Raw genomic sequence first — 20,220 nt, 5'->3', positions numbered from 1 at the left:
TCGATGTGTATCACCAGCCTTATACCATCTAACCCATGTCTGAACCTGTGTCTTATTCTTAATATTCAACTCCTGCATGATCTCTTTCATAGGTACGCCTGCCAATCTCATTTCTACAGCCTTCTGTTTCGCTTCAACCGGATAACTCACTCTTGTCCCCATAGAAAAAACACCTCCAAGTCTAATTTCGGATAACATTCATCCGTATTCAAACTTGAAGGTGTTTTTATTTGTCTCATCTTATGGGGTCAGTCCCCTTTACGGGGGTTTTTTTACGTTCATCTTATATAATGCTCCGCACCAAGCCGCCGTCGATCCGCAATGCAGATCCGTTAATGGCAGACGACAGCGGGCTGCTTAAAAAGGCGACAAAGTGAGCGATTTCTTCCGGACGGATCAACCGCTGAATGATCGACGTCGGACGATTCTCCTTCATAAATCGTTTCTCCGCCTCCGCCGCGTTCAGGTTTTCACCGGGGTAAAGCGACTCGAGCATCGTTTCGACGCCCTCTGTTTTCGTGGAGCCGGGCATGACCGTATTCACCGTCACATTCGTCCCTTCCGTGAGCTCGGCCAGACTGCGTGACAGCGACAGCTGCGTTGTTTTCGTAGCGCTGTAATGGGCCATTTCCTGAGAAGGCATGACGGCCGCTTCACTCGCGATAAAAATCACCCGCCCTTCCTTCCGTTCAATCATCCGCTTTGCATACCGGCGTGTCAGCCTCACGCCGCTCATGATATTCACCTCGAAAAACCGGAGCCACTCTTCGTCAGGAATATCAAAGTATTCCGCAGGTTCAAAGATTCCTAAATTGTTGACGAGAATATCCACATCAGGGTACTGCTGAAAAATCGCGCCGCATCCTTCCGCCGTGCCTAAATCAAATGCGGCCGGATAGAGACGGGCATCCGGCGTCTGTTTTTCTAGTTCCCGGATCGTTTCGTTCACCTTTTCTTCACGGCGGCCGTTAATGATCACGGCCGCACCTTCTGCAATCAGCGAAGCCGCAATCGCCTTCCCGATGCCTGACGTAGATCCCGTCACAAGCGCCGTCTTCCCTTTCAACTGCAAATCCATCATCCATTCCTCCCTATCGCAAGTCTCTTCTTATATATGGACAGAAATCGAAAGCTTGAAACCTTCCGTCCCTATTATCGGATAGAAAAATAGATGAGGGGAAGTACGCACTTTTTAGTGCCTGTCCGTTGTCCCGGCTGACGGCTGATCGATTTGAATGAAAAATTCACCATCTAATTCTGCCTGAGCCTCTTGAAACAACTCCAAGACATCATCAGCATCCGAACCCAATGCCTTCTGACTGATCTCAAAATTCTTCCCCACCAAAGTCAGCGGATATTCGATCCAGCCTGTCAGACAATCCCATAAGGCATTCAGATTTTCACCATAAAAGTCCGGGAAATCTAATTGATCTTTTAAGATTCGGTGTAAAGCTTCTGTGCTTGTAACATCTTTTCCGTCTATGATGACGATTTCCATTCACATTCACTCCTTGATTTCGGCATGAAAAAACCGCAGTGCGGTCAAGTGACGGCACTGCGGTTCCTGTGTTATGTATGGAGACGGTGGGAGTCGAACCCACGTCCAGAAACATCGATTACTTAAGCGTCTACGAGCGTAGCCTGCATATTTCGTGTTTCACTCGTCTTCGTGCCTGCGGGCGGGCCTTCCGAGAGCTAGTCTGTCAGTCTCTTCTTACGTTCTCAGACGGGAACGCAAGCGTAGCCTACTTGGATGTGCTCTTCACGGACACATAGGCAATGTCAGGAAGAGCTCGCTGCGTTTATTAGGCAGCTAGTGCTAAGTTTTGGTTAAAACTTTTAGTTTTGCCAGTTATATTTAGGTGCGTGTTAACGAGATCGCCTCTCGGCTCGCAGCTCAAGCTCGATCCATCCCTGTCGAATCCGTAACGTCCCCTTGTTAAGGGTATACGGGAGATCTATCAAGCTCTTGCTCAACTGGCTGTACTGTTATTATACCATGATCACAGACAAATTCAATTGGGAATGTCTTCAATAAAACAGCCTGTGAATCTGATGTGTGAACAGTATAGCATACGGCAGTTATCACATCAAGGCTCAGACATCAGAAGCCTTTTTGTCTGTCTCTGAACGCTCTTTCGATTTCTCTTTTGGCGTCTTTTCGTTTTAAATCTTCGCGTTTATCGTATGTTTTCTTCCCTTTTCCGAGGCCGATTAACACTTTGGCAAAGCCGTTTTTCAAATACAGCTTAAGCGGCACGAGGGAATAGCCTTTCTCTTTTGTCAGGCCGATCAGCTTATTGATTTCTTTCCGGTGCATCAAAAGCTTTCTCGTCCGGAGCGGGTCGTGGTTATAGCGGTTTCCCTGCTCGTACGGGCTGATGTGCATGTTGTGGAGGAACACTTCGCCGCGCTCGATTTTCGCAAAGGAATCCTTCATGTTTACGCGGCCGGCGCGGATGGACTTAATCTCTGTTCCCTGCAGCACGATGCCTGTTTCATAGGTTTCTTCTATAAAGTAATCATGGTTTGCTTTTTTGTTTTGCGATAATACTTTGCCTGATCCTTTTGGCATGCCTTCTCCTCCTCTCTCCGCAAAAACCGTTCATGTGTGCGATACGCTTTATTTTAGCAAATGGAGCGTTCCGCGACAATGAAAATGCGGCTTGCGAAAGAAAGCAAACAGAGCATTTTGCCCCATTTGCTTTTCGCATTTACTTCTTCTTTTTGCGTTTTTGTTTCGGCGCGTTTTGGAAACCGCGTTTTTTCTTTTTCTTCTTCGGTTTTGTAAACCATTCCCCTTTTTCCTCCGATTTCGGCGGTGAAGCCGGGGTATTGCTGTTTAACACGCGTTTCCGCGCCGGTCTGCCGCGTTTTCTGCGGTCGCCTGTCGTTTCTCTCGGACGGCGGGTGCCTTTCATGCCGACAATTTCAAAGTCGATGTTTCTCTCATCTTTATTGACGTCGACGACTTTGACCGTGATTTCATCTCCGATCCGGTAAACGTTGCCCGTGCGTTCGCCGATCATGGCGAAATGCTGCTCGTCAAAACGGTAATAATCATCCGTCATAAAGCTGACGTGCACAAGACCTTCAATCGTATTCGGCAGCTCGACAAACATTCCGAAATTCGTGACGGAACTGATCATGCCGTCAAATTCCTCGCCGATTTTATCAAGCATATATTCCGCTTTTTTCAGATCGTCCGTTTCCCGCTCTGCATCAACGGCGCGCCGTTCCATTGTTGACGTATGGTCAGCGATTTCCGGAAGGCGTTCGGCCCACTTTTCTTGAGTCGCTTCGTCCGATTGTCCGTTGATCAAATACGTTCTGATCAGCCTGTGAACGATTAAGTCAGGATAACGGCGGATCGGCGATGTGAAGTGCGTATAAAATTCAGTCGCCAGCCCGAAATGGCCCAGGCTTTGCGGGTCGTATTTCGCCTGCTTCATGGAACGGAGCATGACGGTTGAAATCACCGTTTCTTCCGGACGGTCCCGCACTTCATCAAGAATGCTTTGCAGCGCGCGCGGATGAATGTCTCCGGCTTTTCCTTTAACGATATAACCGAATGTCGTGACGAACTCCAAGAACTTTTGCAGTTTTTCGGCGTTCGGCTCTTCGTGAATCCGGTAAATAAACGGCACGTTCATCCAATGGAAGTGCTCGGCCACCGTTTCGTTTGCGACAAGCATGAATTCTTCAATCAGCTTTTCCGCTACTGAGCGCTCTCTGATGACAACGTCTTTAACGGCGCCTTCCTCATCGACGAGCACTTTCGCCTCTTTGAAATCAAAATCCACGGCGCCGCGGTCCATCCGTTTCGCCCGGAGAATTTCCGCCAGACGTTCCATGTCTTTAAACATCGGGACGAGCGGCTCATATCTTTCTTTCAGCTCGGCGTCGTCTTCTGTGAGTATCTGGTTGACATCTGAATAGGTCATTCTTTCCGTCGTTTTAATGACGCTTTGGAAGATCTCGTGCTCTGTCACCTGGCCCTGCTGGTTGATTGTCATTTCGCAGGAAAGCGTCAGCCGGTCGACCTTCGGATTTAAAGAACAGATTCCGTTAGACAGTCTGTGCGGAATCATCGGAATGACCCGGTCAACCAAGTACACGCTTGTCCCTCTTTCCAGCGCTTCTTTGTCAATCGGGGAATTCTCCGTGACGTAATGGCTGACGTCCGCAATATGGACGCCGAGCTTGTAGCTGCCGTTATCAAGCTTTGTCACAGTGACGGCGTCATCCAGATCCTTCGCATCCGCGCCGTCAATGGTGACAATGACCTGATCGCGGAGATCACGGCGGTCTTTGATGTCTTTTTCATCGATGGTATCGGGCGTGCTTGTTGCCTGCTCCATCGCTTCAGCCGGAAAATCTCCCGGCAGGCCGTGCTTATGGATAATTGATAAAATATCGATGCCCGGATCATTTTTATGGCCGAGTATTTCAACGATTTCTCCTTCGGCGTTCATTCTGCCTTCAGGGTAGCTTGTCAGTTTGACGACGACTTTATGGCCTTCCGCAGCGCCGTTATTGGCATGTTTCGGAATAAAAATATCACTCGTGATTTTCTTATCATCCGGGATGACAAAACCGAAGCTTTTCGTTTCTGTGTATGTGCCCACGACGCGATCGATGCTTCTTTCCAAGATGCGGATGACCGTGCCTTCCTGTCTCGATCCGCTTGACTGGGAATTGAGCCGCACCATGACGATATCGCCGTTCATGGCCGTATTCAGCTCATTCGGCGGAATAAACACATCGCTTAAAGAGGTATCCTCCGGCAATAGAAACGCGAATCCCTTTGCATGCGCGGAAATTTTTCCTTTTACTAAATTCATTTTTTCCGGAAGCCCGTAGCGGTTGCTTCTGGTGCGGACGATCTGTCCCGTCTCCTCGAGCGCCACCAGCGCTTTTACCAGCTCTTTAAATTCATCTGCTTCCGTGATGTTCAGCATCTCCTCAAGTTCCTGAACGGTAAGGGGCTTGTACGCCTCTTCCTTCATAAACGCGAGAAGACGGTCCATAAACGCTTCTTTTTCCATTATTCGACCTCCTGTTTGTTACCAATCGAGTTTCTCTAAAAATTCGTACACATCCTGATGAACGAGGTCCCGTTCTTTATCGAGCGTAATGACATGACCTGATTCTTCATACCATTTCAGCTGTTTGTCGTCCGTTTCCACCTCGTTGTAAATGATGTTCGCACTTTCTGTATTAATCATATGGTCATGCCGTGCCTGAACCACAAATGTCGGGGAATAGATCATGTCGACGTTTTTGCGCACATCGGCAATCAGCTCCTGAAGCGATTTGAGCGTATTCATCGGTGTTTTTTCAAACTCCTTCATTTCCTTTTCAATCTGCTCCGGCTGTTTTCCTTCGAATTTTTTATAATTGCGCGCGTAGGAAAGAACTCCTTCGTACATAACCTCTTCACTTTTAATGTGCATCGGCGCACACATAGGAACAATTCCCTTTATGGGTACAGTGTAACCCAATTTCAATGAAAAAACCCCGCCAAGCGACAGTCCGCAGGCCGCAATGTTTTCATAGCCTTCAGACCGTAAATATTCATAACCGTCCATGACGTCTTTCCACCAATCTTCAGGCCCCGTATGTACCAGTTCTTCCGGCGGAACGCCGTGCCCTTTATATTGAGGCGCGTGACAAGTGTAGCCGCGCTCATTCAAGTAGCGGCCGAGCATTCTGACGTCTGCCGTATTTCCCGTAAATCCGTGCAGCAGAAGCACCGCTTTGTCTCCGCCTTTAAATGTAAATGGTTTTGGTGTCACAATTTTCATGCTCATAACCCCTTTTTTGCACATTCAATTTAGTTTTCCACAGTTTTGCGAGAAACAAACGCCGTCTCTCAACAAGAAAAAGGCCTGATATTAAATCAGACCTTATACAAACATTGCCTTATACGATATACGCTAGCGAAATCGTCAACACGAAAAACAAGACTGCCAGCACAACGGTTGTGCGGTGAAGAATCAGATCAAGGCCCCTTGCTTTCTGTTTTCCGAAAAGCTGCTCCGCCCCGCCTGAAATTGCACCCGATAAACCGGCGCTTTTGCTGGTTTGAAGCAATACGACAATAATAAGTGCAATACTGACGATGACCAATAAGGTAATCAATAATGTGTGCATCCCATACACCTCCAGACTGACTGGCCTACATTGCTTCTATTTTACATGAAAAACAAAGGCATGTCACGCCGTATCGGTGCACATCATGTCAGAAAAACGGAAATGCGTTTGAATCTTCCATTATCATTGACTTTTGTCAACAAAGTCGTAGTAAAAAAGATCTTCAAATTTCATGTCAAAGTAATAGAGCATTTTTCCGATGACCAGCTGGCCCGGCCTCCGCTCTCCATTCAGTACACGGCTCAGTGTGGCGGGAGATATTCCGATCTCCAGGGCGAGCTGGTTTAACGAGTAGTCATTATTGACCATATACTGCAGCACATAATCTCTTCTGATCTGTATCTTTTCGACCACTTTCTTCACCTTCCGTTCTGTCAAATACTTTCTTTCTTATACATAAGATACGGCTTTTGTTAACTTTTGTCAATACTTTTCCAGCCTGACTATTCCCTTTAGTCAATAAACATACTAGAATATAAATAGACCGCGGGAGGGGGAGAGACTGTGGAAAGCTTCGGGAAACAATTGCGGACATTGCGGGAAAAAAGGCATCTGACAGTGAACCAGCTGGCAACGTATTCAGGCGTCAGCGCCGCGGGAATCTCGCGGATTGAAAACGGCAAACGCGGGGTGCCGAAACCTGCAACCATTAAAAAGCTCGCAGATGCGTTAAAAATCCCGTATGAGGAACTGATGCAGACGGCGGGATACATAGAGACCGTTCAGGAAACGAGAGCCCCGTACGACACGGGCTGCACCTTGCTGGAAAAAGCCGAAACGTATGAGCTGCATGATTTATCCCTATTGGAGCGGGAGAACTGGCGGCACCTGTCGAAAGAAGACTTGGTTCTGCTTGATAAATACTTTGCGTTCTTATCGGCTGAAGCCAAAAAAAGAACAAATGAAGACTCATGACTTTGCACATGTGAGGCGATCTTATTGAACACATTCGGAAAGCAATTAAGAGAGCTGCGCCGCGCCCGGAAGCTTACCGTCAATCAGCTTGCCGTCTATTCCGGCGTCAGCTCGGCGACCATTTCCAGAATTGAAAACGGGCACCGCGGCATTCCTAAACCCGCGACCATCCGAAAATTGGCGGACACATTAAAAATTCCGTACGAGGAGTTAATGGCGCGGGCCGGACACATCAAGGCATTTCAGGAAGAAATCCGCGAAACCTCCGAAAGCTATCAATCCATCTGCGCCATCTATCAGACCGCCGTTGACAGAGGCGCGGAGCATCTGCCGCTGTTTGACAGCAAAAAGTGGCAGCACTTCACAAAAGAAGATATTGAAAGCGTCAGCAAATACTTTGATTTTATCGCGGCTGAAGCGAAAAAGCGCTCCCCGGATTCCTCATCCTCTTTTTGATCCTCTCCTCAACTTAACAAGCGCCAGACGTACGTTCCCTCCGATTTTGCGGTATAATAGCAGAAGACGAGGTGAAAAAGCATGAACCAATCAGAAATGTGCCCCAGATTCGAAAAAGCGGTCGACATCCTAAGTAAACGCTGGGTGGCTCTAATCGTCTTTCAGTTATTGAACGGACAGCAGCGATTTAGCGAAATTGAAGCGGCGCTTCCGAATTTAAGCGGAAGAGTCTTGTCAGAACGTCTGAAAGAACTTGAAACAGAAGGTGTCATCAAACGGGATGTTATCCCCGAAACGCCTGTCCGCATTGAGTATTCTTTAACGGAAAAAGGCTGCGCATTAGCCCCTATTTTAGAGGAAATTTCCAAGTGGTCTTCAACATGGATTGATCCTTCCTGATAAACTCTTTTCCGCATAAGCGGCTGATCTCTCAAACGGACAGCCGTTTTTATTTTTGCTTTTCTTAAACAGAAAAACAAGCCCTCAGGCGTGCAGGGCTTGTTTTTGTCTGACGCCTTCCAGCGGAATTCGAATCTCCGCCCGGGCTCCTCCAGACTCCTGATTTTCAAGTATTAATTCGCCGTGGTGAAGATGTACGACATGATGGGCGAATGTAAGCCCCATGCCGTGATGCCCCGCCGAATGTCTGCTTTTATCTTCCGTGTAAAAAAGCTGTGTCGCTCTTTTCAGCGCTTCCGGCGAGAACCCGCTTCCGCTGTCGGATACGGCGAGATGGAGGGCGGAATCGGTGCACAGGACGTCCACACGGATTTCCCCTCCTTCTGGCGTATAGTCGACGGCATTTGCCGCGATATTCATGACCGCCCTGTGGAGCAGCTCATGATCGATCGGCGCTTCTATTCGGTCAATTCCCCGTTCGCTGAGGACGAGATCAATCTGTTTCGGCCCCGCAAGCGCCGCCGCGTCACGATATATGTTTTGAATCCACTCTTTGAGGTCGGTATATTCCACATGAACGGCAACTGCCTCCTCCGCTTTAGAAAGCTGGATCAGCTGTCCGACATAATGCTCGATTTTGTTTCCGGCATCCAGAATATACTGCGCATATTCCGCCTGCTCCTCATCAGGTTCTGTTAACTGAAGCAGTTCGGCATTTCCTTTAATGATCGTTGCCGGAATTTTAATATCATGCGCAAGCGCGCCGATTTGTTCTTTCTTTATCCGCTCCGCCTCCCATTGCGCCGCCAGAGATGCCTGAAGCGCGTCTTTCATTTTCAGCAGAGAGTCAATGACATCGTCAAATTCTTTTATGCGCGACCTTTTTGGATTGATATTTAAATTCTGTTTTTGAATGCTTGCCGTAATGGAGCTGAGTGTGCTGAAATGCCGTCTCAGCTGATTGGCGAAACGCGTCGTCACAATAAAAACGGTCAAAAGAAGCAAAGTGATCAGAATTGTAAGACCCGTCCATTCATAATTCGGCAGATAGCGCCTTAACAGCGGCGACTGAAATTCCGACCTGAGTGAATATTGGAGAACGCCGTATTCATCTTTCCGATTTATCACCATGAATCCTTTTTGAGCATAATTAAAATACGGCTGATGCTGAATCTTTTTTCTGGCGTTGGCTGCATCTTGTTCCGTCATCGTTCCTTTTGTCATCCGCTTTGTTTTTTTATCAAAAACGGCGTATGTCATACCTGCGGGGATCATGTCTTCTGTTATCTTTTCCGCTGATTTCAGGCGGGGTTTGATCTGTTCCGCCTCATGCTCGCTGTAGTTTGCGGGCAGGATCGCTCCGGCATTCATAGCAATGGCATTTAAGGCGACACATAATGCCGCCACCCCCATCGTGCTCAGACACAGTGTGATCGTAAATTTGACAAGCTCTTTGCGGATGCTGGATTTTCCTTTTGCTATTCCCATTTGTATCCGACACCCCACACCGTTTTGATCGGATCAGCCCCGTGTTCTTTACATTTTTTCCGGATGGTTCTGATAAACTCCGTAATGGTTGAATAGAGCGCATCGCCGTCCAAGCCGTACACTTCCTCGTAAATCTGCTCCCGTGAGAATGTTCTGTTTTTATGCTGTGCCAGACATTCAACGATTTTATATTCGTTTTTCGTAAGAGGCAGTTTCCGGTCATCAATCCATACTTCTTTATTGTCAAAATCAAACATGAAGCCTGATATCAGCCGTTTCGTCTGATGCTTTTCCCGCCGTTCCCTTCTGACATGCGCGTTTACCCTTGCCATCAATTCCTGTACGCCGAACGGCTTTGTGATGTAATCATCAGCGCCTGTCATGAGGCCTTTCACAATGGATTCTTCGTCAGACTTTGCCGTTAAAAACAGGATCGGGCTGTCCACCAGCGGCCGAATCCTCCGGCAGAGTTCAATCCCGTCGGTTCCGGGCATCATGACATCAAGAAGAATCAAATCATAGCCTTGAAAAAAATCCAATGACTGATCCTCCGCTTTTTCCAGGATCGTTACTGTATGCTGATCACGCTGTAAAATGTTTCTGATCAGAACGAGAATATCTTTTTCATCATCAATTGCTAAAATGTTTGCCACCGGCCGAATCGCTCCTTGCCTTTATTCATATGAACGCCGCCCTTCCCATCTTCTGCACCAATAGAGGCCGGCCAGACATAATATCACTATAGAAAAATATAACATTATTTCTCCGAATCTCATATCGTATCTTACATAAGGGAGGAACTCTTTTTTGACTTTGTCAAAATGCAGCAGTCCTGCAAGGCCTGAAAGCCGCACGCTCCATGCCCACGGGAAAAAACGCCAGATGGTATCGCCAAGTCCCGTATTCATGAGCGCCGCCATTAATAATCCCGCACCCCCTAAAAGCCCGGACGGTCCCATGCCGTACTTTATGCCGACAAAAAAAGACATCATATAAAGCGGAATACTGCCGGCAATCAGCCACGCCCCTCCTTTTAAAAAGAGAAGATACGGGAGATCATTGATGTGAAGAACAAATTTCATCCCCGCCAAATAAAGACAGATGGCAAGACCTGCCGATAACACATTCAATAGGAGCAGCAGAAGCAGCTTTCCCGCAAAACTGATAATTTTAGAATACGGAACCGCCAGCATCATCTGAAAATGACCCGCCTGTTCCTCGACGGAGGCAGACATGCCGCAGACAATACTGATGATGAAAGGGTATAAAACGGCAATCGCGCTGAAGAAGACGCTGTACAGCACATAAGGCTCCTGAATCCTTCCATACATCATATATAACAGGAAAAATCCCGCGCATAAAACCGGCGCCGCAGCATGCATCCATATGAGCGGCGTGCGCTTCATTTTTAATACATCGGCCCATATATATCGTAAAAGCACGGTCATGACCGGTTTCCTCCTTTTGAAAAAGACACTGCGGAAACAAAACTTATCGCGATAAAAGAAAGAATAGAAAGAATAATAGCCGGAATGATCACGTTTCCGTTTAATAAGCCGCTGTCTGCGGGAAGCGGAATTCCGTTCGGATGGATCCCGAGAATCGGTGACATCACCCGGACTGACCAGCTCCATGGGCTCAGCCACCACAATGAACCGGATGCCGGCACAATGCCTAAAACAAAGGCGGCGATCATATTCACGAGAATGACTGCCGTAAACCCGAACTGTCTGGCAATCCATAAGCAGAACGGAATTTCCCAAAGCGTAGACAGCCACAAAAGGGAGCTTGCTTCAATACCTTTCAGCTGAACCGCAGCAATTCCCGGAAATACAAGGCCAAGCAAAAACATGATGACTAAAAAGACGATTTGCGACAGGAGTGAATACAGCGCGATCAAGTTTATTTTTGAGAACCATATGCTCTTCAAGTCAGCCGGCAGTGAGTACACCGCACGGTCATTCGCTGATTTTTTCTCTTTTTTAACAGATAAACCGCACATTAGAGCAATCATGAGCGGCATGAAAATAACCGCCCACCAATTGAACGTGACCGTCATAAAATAGGCCGTATTCAGCAGAAAAGAAAAAGCCGTGTTCAAAAGCGGAATCAGAATGATCAGCTTTCTGATAAATGTTCTTTTAGATGTAAGGTGTTCCGCCTGCATGTACTGAATCATTTCCCAATCCCCGCTTTCTCCCGTGTCGATTTGACAACCTCCAGAAACAGCCGCTCCAGATCGTCTTCCCGGCTGATTTCTCCCTGATATCCTAAAACGCCGTCACTGATGATTCCGATATGGTCTGCGATCTGCTCGACTTCTGATAACAGGTGGCTTGATAAAATAACCGTTATTCCCTGTCCGGGCAGAGAGCGGATAAATTCCCTCAAATCCTGAATTCCCATCGGGTCCAATCCGTTTGTCGGCTCATCAAGAATTAAGAGCGACGGACGGTTTAATAATGCTAACGCAATGCCGAGACGCTGTTTCATTCCCATGGAAAATTGTCCGGCGCGCTTTTTTCCGGTTCCCGTTAATCCCGTGATTTCCAGCACTTCCGCAATTCTTGAATCAGGCAGTCCGAGCATCACGCAGCGGACTTTCAGATTTTCAGCAGCTGTCAGGTTGCTGTAAAGCGGCGGCGCTTCAATCAGGGAACCGATGCTTTTCAAATCTTCGCGCTTCCATGTATGTCCGTCGAACAGAACCTCGCCGGATGTTTGCTGCAAGATTCCGGTCAATATTTTAAGTGTCGTTGATTTTCCCGCGCCGTTCGGACCGAGCAGGCCGTATATACTGTTGCGCTTAACCGATAGAGACACATCAGCCACTGCCTGTTGTCTGCCGAATGATTTTTGCAGCTGTCTCGTTTCTAAGATGTTGCTCATTTGATTACCCCTCTGCTTTGTTATTTGATAAGTAAGACTTTACAGCGCAGTTATCAAAATTTAATCAAGAAATCAAAAAAAAGCATCCTTCACGCGGAAGAATGCTTTTTTTCATGAGGCTGAGCGTACGATCAGCTTTCTTTTTTGTTTTTTCACCGGGCTGAGGGCTCGTTCCAGCCACGCCATCAGCAGGTCTGCGGCTACCGCCATCAGCGCGGTCGGGATGGCGCCCGCCAAAATAATGGCGGTTCCGTTTGTCGCGTTCGACCCTCTGACGATCATATCCCCGAGGCCGCCCGCCCCGACGAAGGTGCCGATCGCCGTGATGCCGATGGCAATGACGAGCGCCGTTCGGAGACCCGCCATAATGACGGAAAGCGCAAGCGGCAGCTCCACCATACGAAGGATTTGGTATTTCGTCATGCCCATCGCTTTTCCCGACTCGAGATAAGCGTGCTCGATATTGATAATGCCCGTGTGCGTATTTCTGAGAATCGGCAGCAGTGAATACAAAAACAAAGCCGTGATGACCGTATTAGCGCCGAGTCCCATGACGAGCATCAGGACGGCGAGCATCGCAAGCGCCGGAACGGTTTGAATCACGTTCGCCACAGCAAACACCCAGCCGGCGAGACGCCCGTGCCTTGCTGTCACAATTCCGGCCGGAATGGCGAGAATGGCGGCGAAAACGACGCCGTACGCCGACATGAGAAAGTGCCGCCAGCACTCATACAGAACATAACTGCCGTTTTGAGCATAATACGTAAACAGCTCCTTCATCGTGTCCATCCGCACATCTCCTTTCCGTTATTCAAAGTAATGATGTTTTTCTAAATATTCCTTGGCCACGACGGACGGCTCTTTTAATCGGCCGTCAACTTCGTAATTCATTTTCTGCATCATCTTTGTATCAATCGCGCCGATCATTTGATTGATCACGCCCTCCAGTTCGGGATGCTCTTTTAATACTTGATCCGGAACGACGGGTGAACAGTCATACGGAGGAAAGAACCGCTTATCATCCTTCAGCGTTTTCAGTCCGTAAGCGATGATTCTTCCGTCGGTAGAATAAGCGAGCGCGATATCCATCTTTCTGCTTTTCAGCGCGTCGTAAACAAGGCCGATCTGCATCGGATACGTGCCTTCAAATGACATTCCGTATGTGTTCATAAAATCCTGATATCCGTTGCCTCTCAGCTTCATCCAATAGTTATCGACGCCGAATTTCAGATGAGACGCTTCTTTTTTGACATCGGATACCGTTTCTAAATGATACTTGCTGGCAAGCTGTTCGGAAACGGTAAAGACGTATGTATTATCAAAGCCGTAAGAATCAAACCATTTCATGTCATATCTGTTTTGAAATTCACGCTGAACGAGCCGCAGCGCTTTGCCGGGGTCTTTTTCCGGCTCCATGCGAAGCGTCCCGGTCAGCGCGTCACCTGTATAGCGCGTCGCGGCGATATCAATATCACCGTTTATCAAGGATTGCTGCTGTACAGCGTTGGAACCGAGATTTTTAATAACCGTTGTCTTCAACCCGCTGTGATGTTCGATCATCTGTCCGAGCATGCTCGCGATGATTTCTGATTCGGTCATGCTTTGCGCACCGATTTTGATGGTATCCTCCGATGCGGCGCTCAATCCCGGGAGCGAGCATCCGCCAAGGAGCAGTATGCCGATACAGGCGATTGCGAGCAGCCGTTTTTTGCATCTATTCCCCATGAGAGACCTCCTCCTTATGAAGCATCCTTTATGCTCTTCAGCCCGTCAGGCGTGACTTTCCGTTCTGTGATCCCCAGCATGTAATCGACGGCTGCCGCCAGCACTGTGACCGGAACGGCGCCTGCGATAATATACTCCGGCTGATAAAGGTTCAAGCCGATAAAAATATAATCTCCCAGCCCGCCTCCGCCGATAAAGGAGGCGAGCGTCGCCCAGCCGATTAAATAAATCGAAGACGTCCTGATGCCCGCCATGATGACCGGAGCGGCAAGCGGGAGCTCTACAAGCCTGATCTGCTCCCATGCCGTCATGCCGATTCCTTTTCCCGATTCCAGAAGATGCCGATTGACGCCGAGAATCCCCGTATACGTGTTTCTGAGAATCGGCAGCATGGAATAGAAAAACAGCGCCGCAACGGCCGGGATCTTTCCTACGCCTAAAAGCGGAATAAAAAACGCAAGAATGGCAAGGCTCGGCAAAGTTTGAATGATGTTGACGATGCCGATGACGGCGCCGGCTCCTCTTTTCATCCTCGTCAGCAGGACGCCGAGCGGAACGGCGGCGAGAATGCCCGCCATGACGGCGATTAATGAGATGTACAGATGCTCCCATGTTTTATAAAGCATCTCTCCTCCATTTGCCTGTAAAAATTGCACGGTCTGATTCATATCAATTGAAGCCTCCTCATGACATCACCGCGAGCTGATTCTCTTCTCCCCAGATGGAGTCATAGACGATGTCAACGAGGCTTGCCCTTGTCACGATTCCCGTTAGCCGGCCGGCTTCATCAAGGACCGGCACAAATTTCATGCCTCTTTTTAAAATTTTATGGACGGCGTCGCGAAGCAGAGTGCCGCTTCTGACCGTGTACAGATCCCGCTCAAGCACTTCCGCGACGGTTACCGCTTGTCTTCGTTTGCGGTCAATCATCTCCACATCGACATAACCTTGGAGAACGTTCTTTTCATCAATGACGAGCAGCGAATCCACCCGCTCGGCACGCATCAGCTGAATGGCGGCTGACAGTGTTTTCTCAGGTGTTACCGTCACGGGATCGGGATTCATGATCTGCTCCACCCGTTCAATATCAGGGCTGGATGATTGGATCAGCCGTTCCTTGCCGATAAACTCCTCAACAAATTCATTCGCCGGAAATCTGAGAATCTCATCAGGCGTTCCGGCCTGGACGATTTCTCCCGCTTTCAGAATGACGATTCTGTCCGCAAGCTTGATGGCTTCGTCCATATCATGGGTAACAAATACGATGGTTTTATGTAAGGTTTTTTGCAGTTTTTTAAATTCTTCCTGAAGGGAATCTCTCGTAATCGGGTCAAGCGCCCCGAACGGTTCATCCATTAAGATGAGCGGCGGCTCTGCGGCAAGTGCCCGTAATACACCTATTCGCTGCTGCTGTCCTCCGCTCAGTTCATGAGGGTAACGGTCTAAATATTCAGGCCCCATATCAACGAGCTTTAAAAGCTCCCGCGCCCGTTCCTTCCGTTTTTCGGCAGGATGCTTTAAAAGCTTCGGAACGAGCGTAATGTTCTGCTGAATGGTCATATGCGGAAACAGCCCGATCTGCTGGATGACATAGCCGATGCTTCTTCTGAGTTCCACCGGGTCTTGTTCCATAATGTTTCGGCCCTCTATCAGGATTCTGCCTTCTGTCGGTTCAATTAAGCGGTTGATCATTTTCATCGTCGTCGTTTTGCCGCAGCCGCTCGGTCCGATAAAACAAATAAATTCGCCTTTGGCGATATTCAGGTTGATGCTGTTGACGGCTTTTTTCCCGCCTTTATACATTTTCGAGACATTTTCTAATGTCAGCAAACACTCACACCTCCATGATTAAGTTTATTCAATTCGTTAAATTCAAATTTAACTTTTCAGACAATTGAACGTTTTCCATTATAAATTAAACTTTGTAAATTAAAAAGTTTACAATTTGTCCATATTATATATAAAGGTTGTGTAAGCACTGATTAACCCGTATTGACCGGCAAAGTTCTTCTTATTGCTCCGGATTACTGCCAAATTCTCTCGGAAGAGCATTTCCGCCGGTTTAAAAATGTGGTATATTGACATCGGAATTGCTGACTGAAAGGATTGAAACTGTTGGAGAAAGATCCGTTACACGTAATCGAACAAGCTGAAGATCATTTGATAGAACGAATCGCTGAAAATATGCATACATTCGGAATGCCCGCGACGGTGGGGCGCATTTTAGGCATTATTTATATGAACCGCAAGCCGATGACCTTAACTGAATTATCAGAAGCGACCGGCATGAGCAAAACGAGAATGAGCCAGGCGGTCCGTGAAATGCTTGACGTCAATCTGGCGGAAAAAGTGTTTGAAAAAGGCGTCCGCAAAGATTTATACGACGTCGAGCAGGATTATTACCAAACCTTTATTACGCTGTTTACGGCCACATGGAGCAAGGTCGTCAGCAAAAATAAAATGATGCATAAAAAGCTGAACCGCGAACTGACAGCCGTCCTTGAAAACGGCGTGCCGGAAGAAGCTGAGGAAAAAATCAACGAACTGCTGAAAGAATTAAAGGATTGGCTTGATTACTACAACTGGATCAGCCGCCTGATCGAGTTTTTTGAAAGCGAAGAAATTTTCAAGCATGTTCCGAAGCCATAAGAAAAAAACGCCCTGACCCGCAAGGCGTTTTTTTTCATGCCGCATTCGGCGCTTTGGTTCGTTTTTTCTTTCTCACCGGACTCAGCGCCCGCTCCAGCCACGCCATCACAAGATCTGCGATAACGGCCATCAGCGCTGTCGGAATGGCGCCGGCCAAAATAATCGCGGTTCCGTTCGTGGCGTTTGAGCCCCTGACAATGATGTCACCGAGCCCGCCCGCGCCGACAAACGTACCGATTGCCGTAATGCCGATCGCGATGACGAGCGCCGTCCGCAGCCCCGCCATGATGACGGAAAGCGCAAGCGGCAGCTCCACCATGCGGAGCACCTGAAATTTGGTCATGCCCATCGCTTTTCCCGATTCAAGATAAGCGTGTTCAATACTGGCGATTCCCGTGTACGTATTCCGGATGATCGGAAGAAGCGAATATAAAAACAGCGACAATATCACCGTATTGGCGCCGAGCCCCATGACGAGCATCAGCACCGCAAGCATCGCAAGCGCCGGCACGGTCTGAATCACGTTTGTCACCGCGAATACCCAGCCGCTTAATGTTCTGTGCCTGGCAATGAAGATGCCGAGCGGGACACCGACGATCGCCGCAAATAAAACGCCGTATACCGACATGAGAAAATGGCGGTAAAACTCCTGAAGCACATAGGCGCCGTTTTGAGAATAATAAGTGCCGAGCTGCTGCAGCACTTCCATTTGCCCCACCTCATTTCTTATTCAAAATAATGATGTTTCTCCAAAAATTCTTTAGCGACGACGGACGGTTCTTTCAGCTTGCCATCCACCTCGTAATTCAATTCCTGCATCGTTTCCGTATCGATTTTGCCGATCAGTTTATTCACAATGCCCTTCAGTTCAGGATGCTGCTTCAGCACGCTGTCGGGAATGACCGGCGAACAGTCATACGGCGGGAAAAACTGCTTGTCGTCTTTTAAAATTTTCAGATCGTACGCTTTAATCCGTCCGTCCGTTGAATAAGCGAGGACGGCGTCCATTTTCCCGTTTTTCACGGCATCGTATACAAGTCCGATCTGCATCGGATAGGTTGTGCCGAATTCAAAACCGTACGTATCAGTAAAGCCTTTATAGCCGTCACCTTTTCTTTTCAGCCACGCATTGTCAACACCGAGCTTAAATTGATCCGCATGCTTCTTAATATCGGACACTTTGTCTAAATGGTCTTTTTCCGCAAGCTCTTTCGTGACGGTAAAAGCGTATGTGTTCTCAAATCCGTAAGAATCAAACCATTTGTAATGGAAGCGTTTCTCAAATTCTTTCTGGACGATGGATAATGCTTTTTTCGGGTCTTTTTCCGCTTCCATGCCGAGGGTGCTCGTTAAATCCGTTCCCGAGTAGCGCGTCGCGGCGATATCGATTTCACCGCCGAGCATCGCTTGCTGCTGGACATAGTTCGATCCGAGGTTTTTAATTAATGCCGTATTCAAGTCTGTATTGTGCTCAATCATCTGTGCGATCATATTGGCGATAATTTCTGATTCCGTCATGCTTTGCGCCCCGATTTTAATCGTATCATCGGAAGCCCCGCTCAGGCCGGGAAGGGAACAGCCGCCTAGAAGCAGAGCAGCTGACAGCGCCAGTGCGCACATCCATCTCTTTTGGTTTCTTTTCAAAACAGCCAACTCCTTATGATACTTCCTTCAGTCCTTTCAGCCCTTTCGGCGTCACCTTCCGTTCCGTCGCCGCTAGCAGATAATCAATGATAATGGCTAAAATGGTGACCGGCACGGCGCCGCCGATAATATATTCAGGCTGATAGAGATTCAGGCCGATAAAAATATAGTCTCCGAGCCCGCCGCCCCCGATAAAGGAAGCAAGCGTCGCCCAGCCGATCAGATAAATGGTGGATGTGCGGATGCCCGCCATGATCACCGGAACCGCAAGCGGCAGTTCCACAAGCCTGATCTGCTCCCAGACCGTCATGCCGATGCCTTTTCCCGATTCCAGCAGATTTTTGTTTACGCCTTGAATGCCGGTATACGTGTTCCGGAGAATCGGCAGCACCGAATAGAAAAACAGCGCGACGATCGCGGGCACCTTTCCCACGCCTAACAGCGGGATAAAAAACGCCAGTATCGCGAGACTCGGCAAGGTCTGCACAATGTTGACGGCGCCGATGACGGCGCCTGCGCCCTTTTTCATTCTCGTCAGCGCCACTCCGAGCGGAACGGCGACGACAATGCCTAATATGACGGCGATGATCGAAATGTATAAGTGCTCCCACGTTTTATATAACAGTTCTCCGCCGTTCGTCTGCAAAAACTTAATCATTTCATTCATTGTAAGCGTTCCTCCCCTTGTCAGCCTGTCACCAGCTGGTCTTCCTCGCCCCAGATTGAATCGTAAACGATGTCGACAAGGCTCGCTCTCGTGACAATTCCGACTAAATGCCTTTGTTCATCAACGACGGGTACATATTTCATTCCGCGCTTTAAAATTTTGCGTACGGTATCGCGCAGCAGTGTCCCCTGCTCGACTGTATACAGATCAGAGCGGAGCACGTCGCCGACAAGGCTCGCTTTTTTCCGGTTCTGATCAATGATCTCGACATCCACATACCCTTGCAGCACATTCAGATCATCAACGACAAGCAGGGAATCGACACGGTGCTCCCGCATCACCTGTATCGCCTGTGAAAGCGTTTTGTCCGCCGTAACGGTGACAGGTTTTTTGTTCATCATCTGCTCGACGCGTTCAATATCCGGTCTTGATTGCAATAACCGTTCTTTGCCGATAAATTCTTCGACAAACTCATTAGCCGGATTCCGGAGAATGTCATCAGGAGTGCCGGCCTGAACGATCTCTCCCGCTTTTAAAATGACGATCCGGTCAGCCAGCTTAATAGCTTCATCCATATCGTGGGTTACAAACACAATCGTTTTATTCAATGTTCTTTGCAGTTTTTTGAATTCTTCCTGAAGGGAATCCCGCGTAATCGGGTCAAGCGCTCCGAACGGTTCATCCATGAGAATAAGGGGAGGTTCCGCTGCAAGGGCGCGCAGCACGCCGATTCTCTGCTGCTGTCCCCCGCTCAGCTCGTGAGGATAGCGGTCTAAATATTCCGGGCCCATATCGACGAGCTTCAAAAGCTCCCGCGCCCGTTCCTTCCGCTTTTGTTCCGGCCATTTCAGCAGTTTCGGCACGAGGGAAATGTTCTGCTGAATGGTCATATGAGGGAAAAGTCCGATCTGCTGAATGACGTAGCCGATTTTCCGTCTCAGCTCCACCTGGTCCTGCTCCATAATGTTTTCGCCATCGATAAAAATCTTTCCGGATGACGGCTCAATCAGTCTGTTAATCATTTTCATCGTCGTCGTTTTTCCGCAGCCGCTCGGCCCGATAAAACAAATAAACTCGCCTTTTTCGATATTTAAATCAATGCTGTTGACAGCTTTTTTTCCGCCTTTATAGACTTTCGATACATTTTCTAATCTCAGCAATCCGTGCACCTCCGAAGGGTTCCGTTATTTTTCTGAAAAGTATAATCTTTATTATAAGATGAAATTTGTAAA

At 48.3% G+C, this 20,220-nt stretch carries 25 protein-coding genes and 1 other RNA gene; 4 read left to right on the top strand and 22 right to left on the bottom strand.

The features are described 5' to 3' along the window. From G9F50_RS03310 to G9F50_RS03270, 9 genes are all read right to left on the bottom strand, one after another. Positions 1–162: helix-turn-helix domain-containing protein (locus tag G9F50_RS03310; RefSeq protein ID WP_144490604.1), on the bottom strand; the 162-nt coding region annotated here is incomplete at its 3' end. Positions 163–283: 121 nt separating this feature from the next. Further along, the gene (locus G9F50_RS03305) at positions 284–1,078 is read right to left on the bottom strand and encodes an SDR family NAD(P)-dependent oxidoreductase (protein WP_060562564.1); all 795 of its coding nucleotides are present in this window, start codon (positions 1,076–1,078) and stop codon (positions 284–286) included. Positions 1,079–1,192: 114 nt separating this feature from the next. Further along, positions 1,193–1,498 (bottom strand): barstar family protein, encoded by a 306-nt coding sequence (locus G9F50_RS03300; RefSeq protein WP_060562563.1) that lies wholly within the window; start codon positions 1,496–1,498, stop codon positions 1,193–1,195. A 75-nt stretch (positions 1,499–1,573) separates the two neighbouring features. Further along, positions 1,574–1,936: a transfer-messenger RNA gene (gene ssrA / locus G9F50_RS03295) on the bottom strand. A 168-nt stretch (positions 1,937–2,104) separates the two neighbouring features. Next, a complete protein-coding gene (smpB, locus tag G9F50_RS03290; protein ID WP_003151688.1) occupies positions 2,105–2,575 on the bottom strand; it encodes an SsrA-binding protein in 471 nt (156 codons plus the stop codon). 139 nt (positions 2,576–2,714) lie between these two features. Beyond that, positions 2,715–5,048, bottom strand: a complete 2,334-nt coding sequence (gene rnr, locus G9F50_RS03285) for a ribonuclease R (RefSeq protein WP_031378334.1) — start codon at positions 5,046–5,048, stop codon at positions 2,715–2,717. Positions 5,049–5,066: 18 nt separating this feature from the next. Further along, positions 5,067–5,807, bottom strand: coding sequence for an alpha/beta hydrolase (locus G9F50_RS03280; protein ID WP_007409986.1), 741 nt, complete (start codon positions 5,805–5,807; stop codon positions 5,067–5,069). A 118-nt stretch (positions 5,808–5,925) separates the two neighbouring features. Beyond that, positions 5,926–6,156: a preprotein translocase subunit SecG gene (gene secG / locus G9F50_RS03275; RefSeq protein ID WP_003151681.1), complete on the bottom strand. Its 231-nt coding sequence runs from the start codon at positions 6,154–6,156 to the stop codon at positions 5,926–5,928. 123 nt (positions 6,157–6,279) lie between these two features. Further along, positions 6,280–6,465 carry a helix-turn-helix domain-containing protein gene (locus G9F50_RS03270; protein ID WP_087920807.1) on the bottom strand — a complete coding sequence of 62 codons (186 nt, stop codon included), beginning with the start codon at positions 6,463–6,465 and terminating at the stop codon, positions 6,280–6,282. 195 nt (positions 6,466–6,660) lie between these two features. Between G9F50_RS03270 and rghR the strand changes: the two genes are divergently transcribed. The 3 genes from rghR (at position 6,661) to catR (ending at position 7,926) form a co-directional block, all read left to right on the top strand. Next, positions 6,661–7,071, top strand: coding sequence for a transcriptional repressor RghR (gene rghR / locus G9F50_RS03265; protein WP_003151677.1), 411 nt, complete (start codon positions 6,661–6,663; stop codon positions 7,069–7,071). A gap of 24 nt (positions 7,072–7,095) precedes the next feature. Then, complete coding sequence (locus G9F50_RS03260) at positions 7,096–7,527, top strand: helix-turn-helix domain-containing protein (RefSeq protein WP_003151674.1); 432 nt, start codon at positions 7,096–7,098, stop codon at positions 7,525–7,527. A gap of 81 nt (positions 7,528–7,608) precedes the next feature. Next, positions 7,609–7,926 (top strand): catDE operon transcriptional regulator CatR, encoded by a 318-nt coding sequence (gene catR, locus G9F50_RS03255; RefSeq protein ID WP_003151672.1) that lies wholly within the window; start codon positions 7,609–7,611, stop codon positions 7,924–7,926. Between the two features lie 84 nt (positions 7,927–8,010). On the opposite strand, the gene G9F50_RS03250 is transcribed toward catR, so the two are convergent. From G9F50_RS03250 to G9F50_RS03210, 9 genes are all read right to left on the bottom strand, one after another. Further along, the gene (locus G9F50_RS03250; protein ID WP_015387701.1) at positions 8,011–9,414 is read right to left on the bottom strand and encodes a sensor histidine kinase; all 1,404 of its coding nucleotides are present in this window, start codon (positions 9,412–9,414) and stop codon (positions 8,011–8,013) included. Continuing rightward, entirely contained in the window at positions 9,405–10,067 is a 663-nt protein-coding gene (locus tag G9F50_RS03245; RefSeq protein WP_007613820.1) for a response regulator transcription factor, read from the bottom strand. The genes G9F50_RS03250 and G9F50_RS03245 overlap by 10 nt, the downstream gene beginning before the upstream one ends. A gap of 21 nt (positions 10,068–10,088) precedes the next feature. Beyond that, positions 10,089–10,862, bottom strand: a complete 774-nt coding sequence (locus tag G9F50_RS03240) for a lantibiotic immunity ABC transporter MutG family permease subunit (RefSeq protein WP_060562562.1) — start codon at positions 10,860–10,862, stop codon at positions 10,089–10,091. Next, entirely contained in the window at positions 10,859–11,593 is a 735-nt protein-coding gene (locus G9F50_RS03235; RefSeq protein WP_060562561.1) for a lantibiotic immunity ABC transporter MutE/EpiE family permease subunit, read from the bottom strand. Before G9F50_RS03235 ends, G9F50_RS03240 begins: the two co-directional genes overlap by 4 nt. Further along, the gene (locus G9F50_RS03230) at positions 11,590–12,303 is read right to left on the bottom strand and encodes a lantibiotic protection ABC transporter ATP-binding protein (protein ID WP_060562560.1); all 714 of its coding nucleotides are present in this window, start codon (positions 12,301–12,303) and stop codon (positions 11,590–11,592) included. Before G9F50_RS03230 ends, G9F50_RS03235 begins: the two co-directional genes overlap by 4 nt. Positions 12,304–12,414: 111 nt before the next feature. Further along, positions 12,415–13,092, bottom strand: a complete 678-nt coding sequence (locus tag G9F50_RS03225) for an ABC transporter permease (protein ID WP_040238875.1) — start codon at positions 13,090–13,092, stop codon at positions 12,415–12,417. Between the two features lie 18 nt (positions 13,093–13,110). Continuing rightward, the gene (locus G9F50_RS03220; protein WP_060562559.1) at positions 13,111–14,028 is read right to left on the bottom strand and encodes an osmoprotectant ABC transporter substrate-binding protein; all 918 of its coding nucleotides are present in this window, start codon (positions 14,026–14,028) and stop codon (positions 13,111–13,113) included. 14 nt (positions 14,029–14,042) lie between these two features. Then, positions 14,043–14,696 (bottom strand): ABC transporter permease, encoded by a 654-nt coding sequence (locus G9F50_RS03215; RefSeq protein WP_060562558.1) that lies wholly within the window; start codon positions 14,694–14,696, stop codon positions 14,043–14,045. 16 nt (positions 14,697–14,712) lie between these two features. After that, complete coding sequence (locus G9F50_RS03210; RefSeq protein WP_014418902.1) at positions 14,713–15,858, bottom strand: betaine/proline/choline family ABC transporter ATP-binding protein; 1,146 nt, start codon at positions 15,856–15,858, stop codon at positions 14,713–14,715. A gap of 285 nt (positions 15,859–16,143) precedes the next feature. Here G9F50_RS03210 and G9F50_RS03205 point away from each other — a divergent pair, with 285 nt between their 5' ends. After that, positions 16,144–16,677, top strand: a complete 534-nt coding sequence (locus G9F50_RS03205) for a GbsR/MarR family transcriptional regulator (RefSeq protein ID WP_003151660.1) — start codon at positions 16,144–16,146, stop codon at positions 16,675–16,677. 34 nt (positions 16,678–16,711) lie between these two features. Here G9F50_RS03205 and opuCD read toward each other — a convergent pair whose 3' ends face one another. From opuCD to opuCA, 4 genes are read right to left on the bottom strand one after another with little or no spacing between them, the layout of a single operon-like run. Further along, positions 16,712–17,386: a glycine betaine/carnitine/choline/choline sulfate ABC transporter permease OpuCD gene (gene opuCD / locus G9F50_RS03200; protein WP_012118473.1), complete on the bottom strand. Its 675-nt coding sequence runs from the start codon at positions 17,384–17,386 to the stop codon at positions 16,712–16,714. 17 nt (positions 17,387–17,403) lie between these two features. Then, entirely contained in the window at positions 17,404–18,297 is an 894-nt protein-coding gene (opuCC, locus tag G9F50_RS03195; protein WP_087920808.1) for an osmoprotectant ABC transporter substrate-binding lipoprotein OpuCC, read from the bottom strand. Between the two features lie 37 nt (positions 18,298–18,334). Next, positions 18,335–18,988, bottom strand: coding sequence for an ABC transporter permease (locus tag G9F50_RS03190; RefSeq protein WP_003151654.1), 654 nt, complete (start codon positions 18,986–18,988; stop codon positions 18,335–18,337). Positions 18,989–19,008: 20 nt separating this feature from the next. Beyond that, positions 19,009–20,148 carry an osmoprotectant ABC transporter ATP-binding protein OpuCA gene (opuCA, locus tag G9F50_RS03185; protein WP_060562557.1) on the bottom strand — a complete coding sequence of 380 codons (1,140 nt, stop codon included), beginning with the start codon at positions 20,146–20,148 and terminating at the stop codon, positions 19,009–19,011. Positions 20,149–20,220 lie beyond the last annotated feature (72 nt).

The sequence above is a fragment of the Bacillus sp. EKM206B genome (assembly GCF_011066015.1).
In the GTDB taxonomy this organism is placed as follows: Bacteria; Bacillota; Bacilli; order Bacillales; family Bacillaceae; genus Bacillus; species Bacillus velezensis.
The sequence above is the reverse complement of the archived record's forward strand: the minus strand, read 5'-3'. Positions and strand labels throughout refer to the sequence as shown.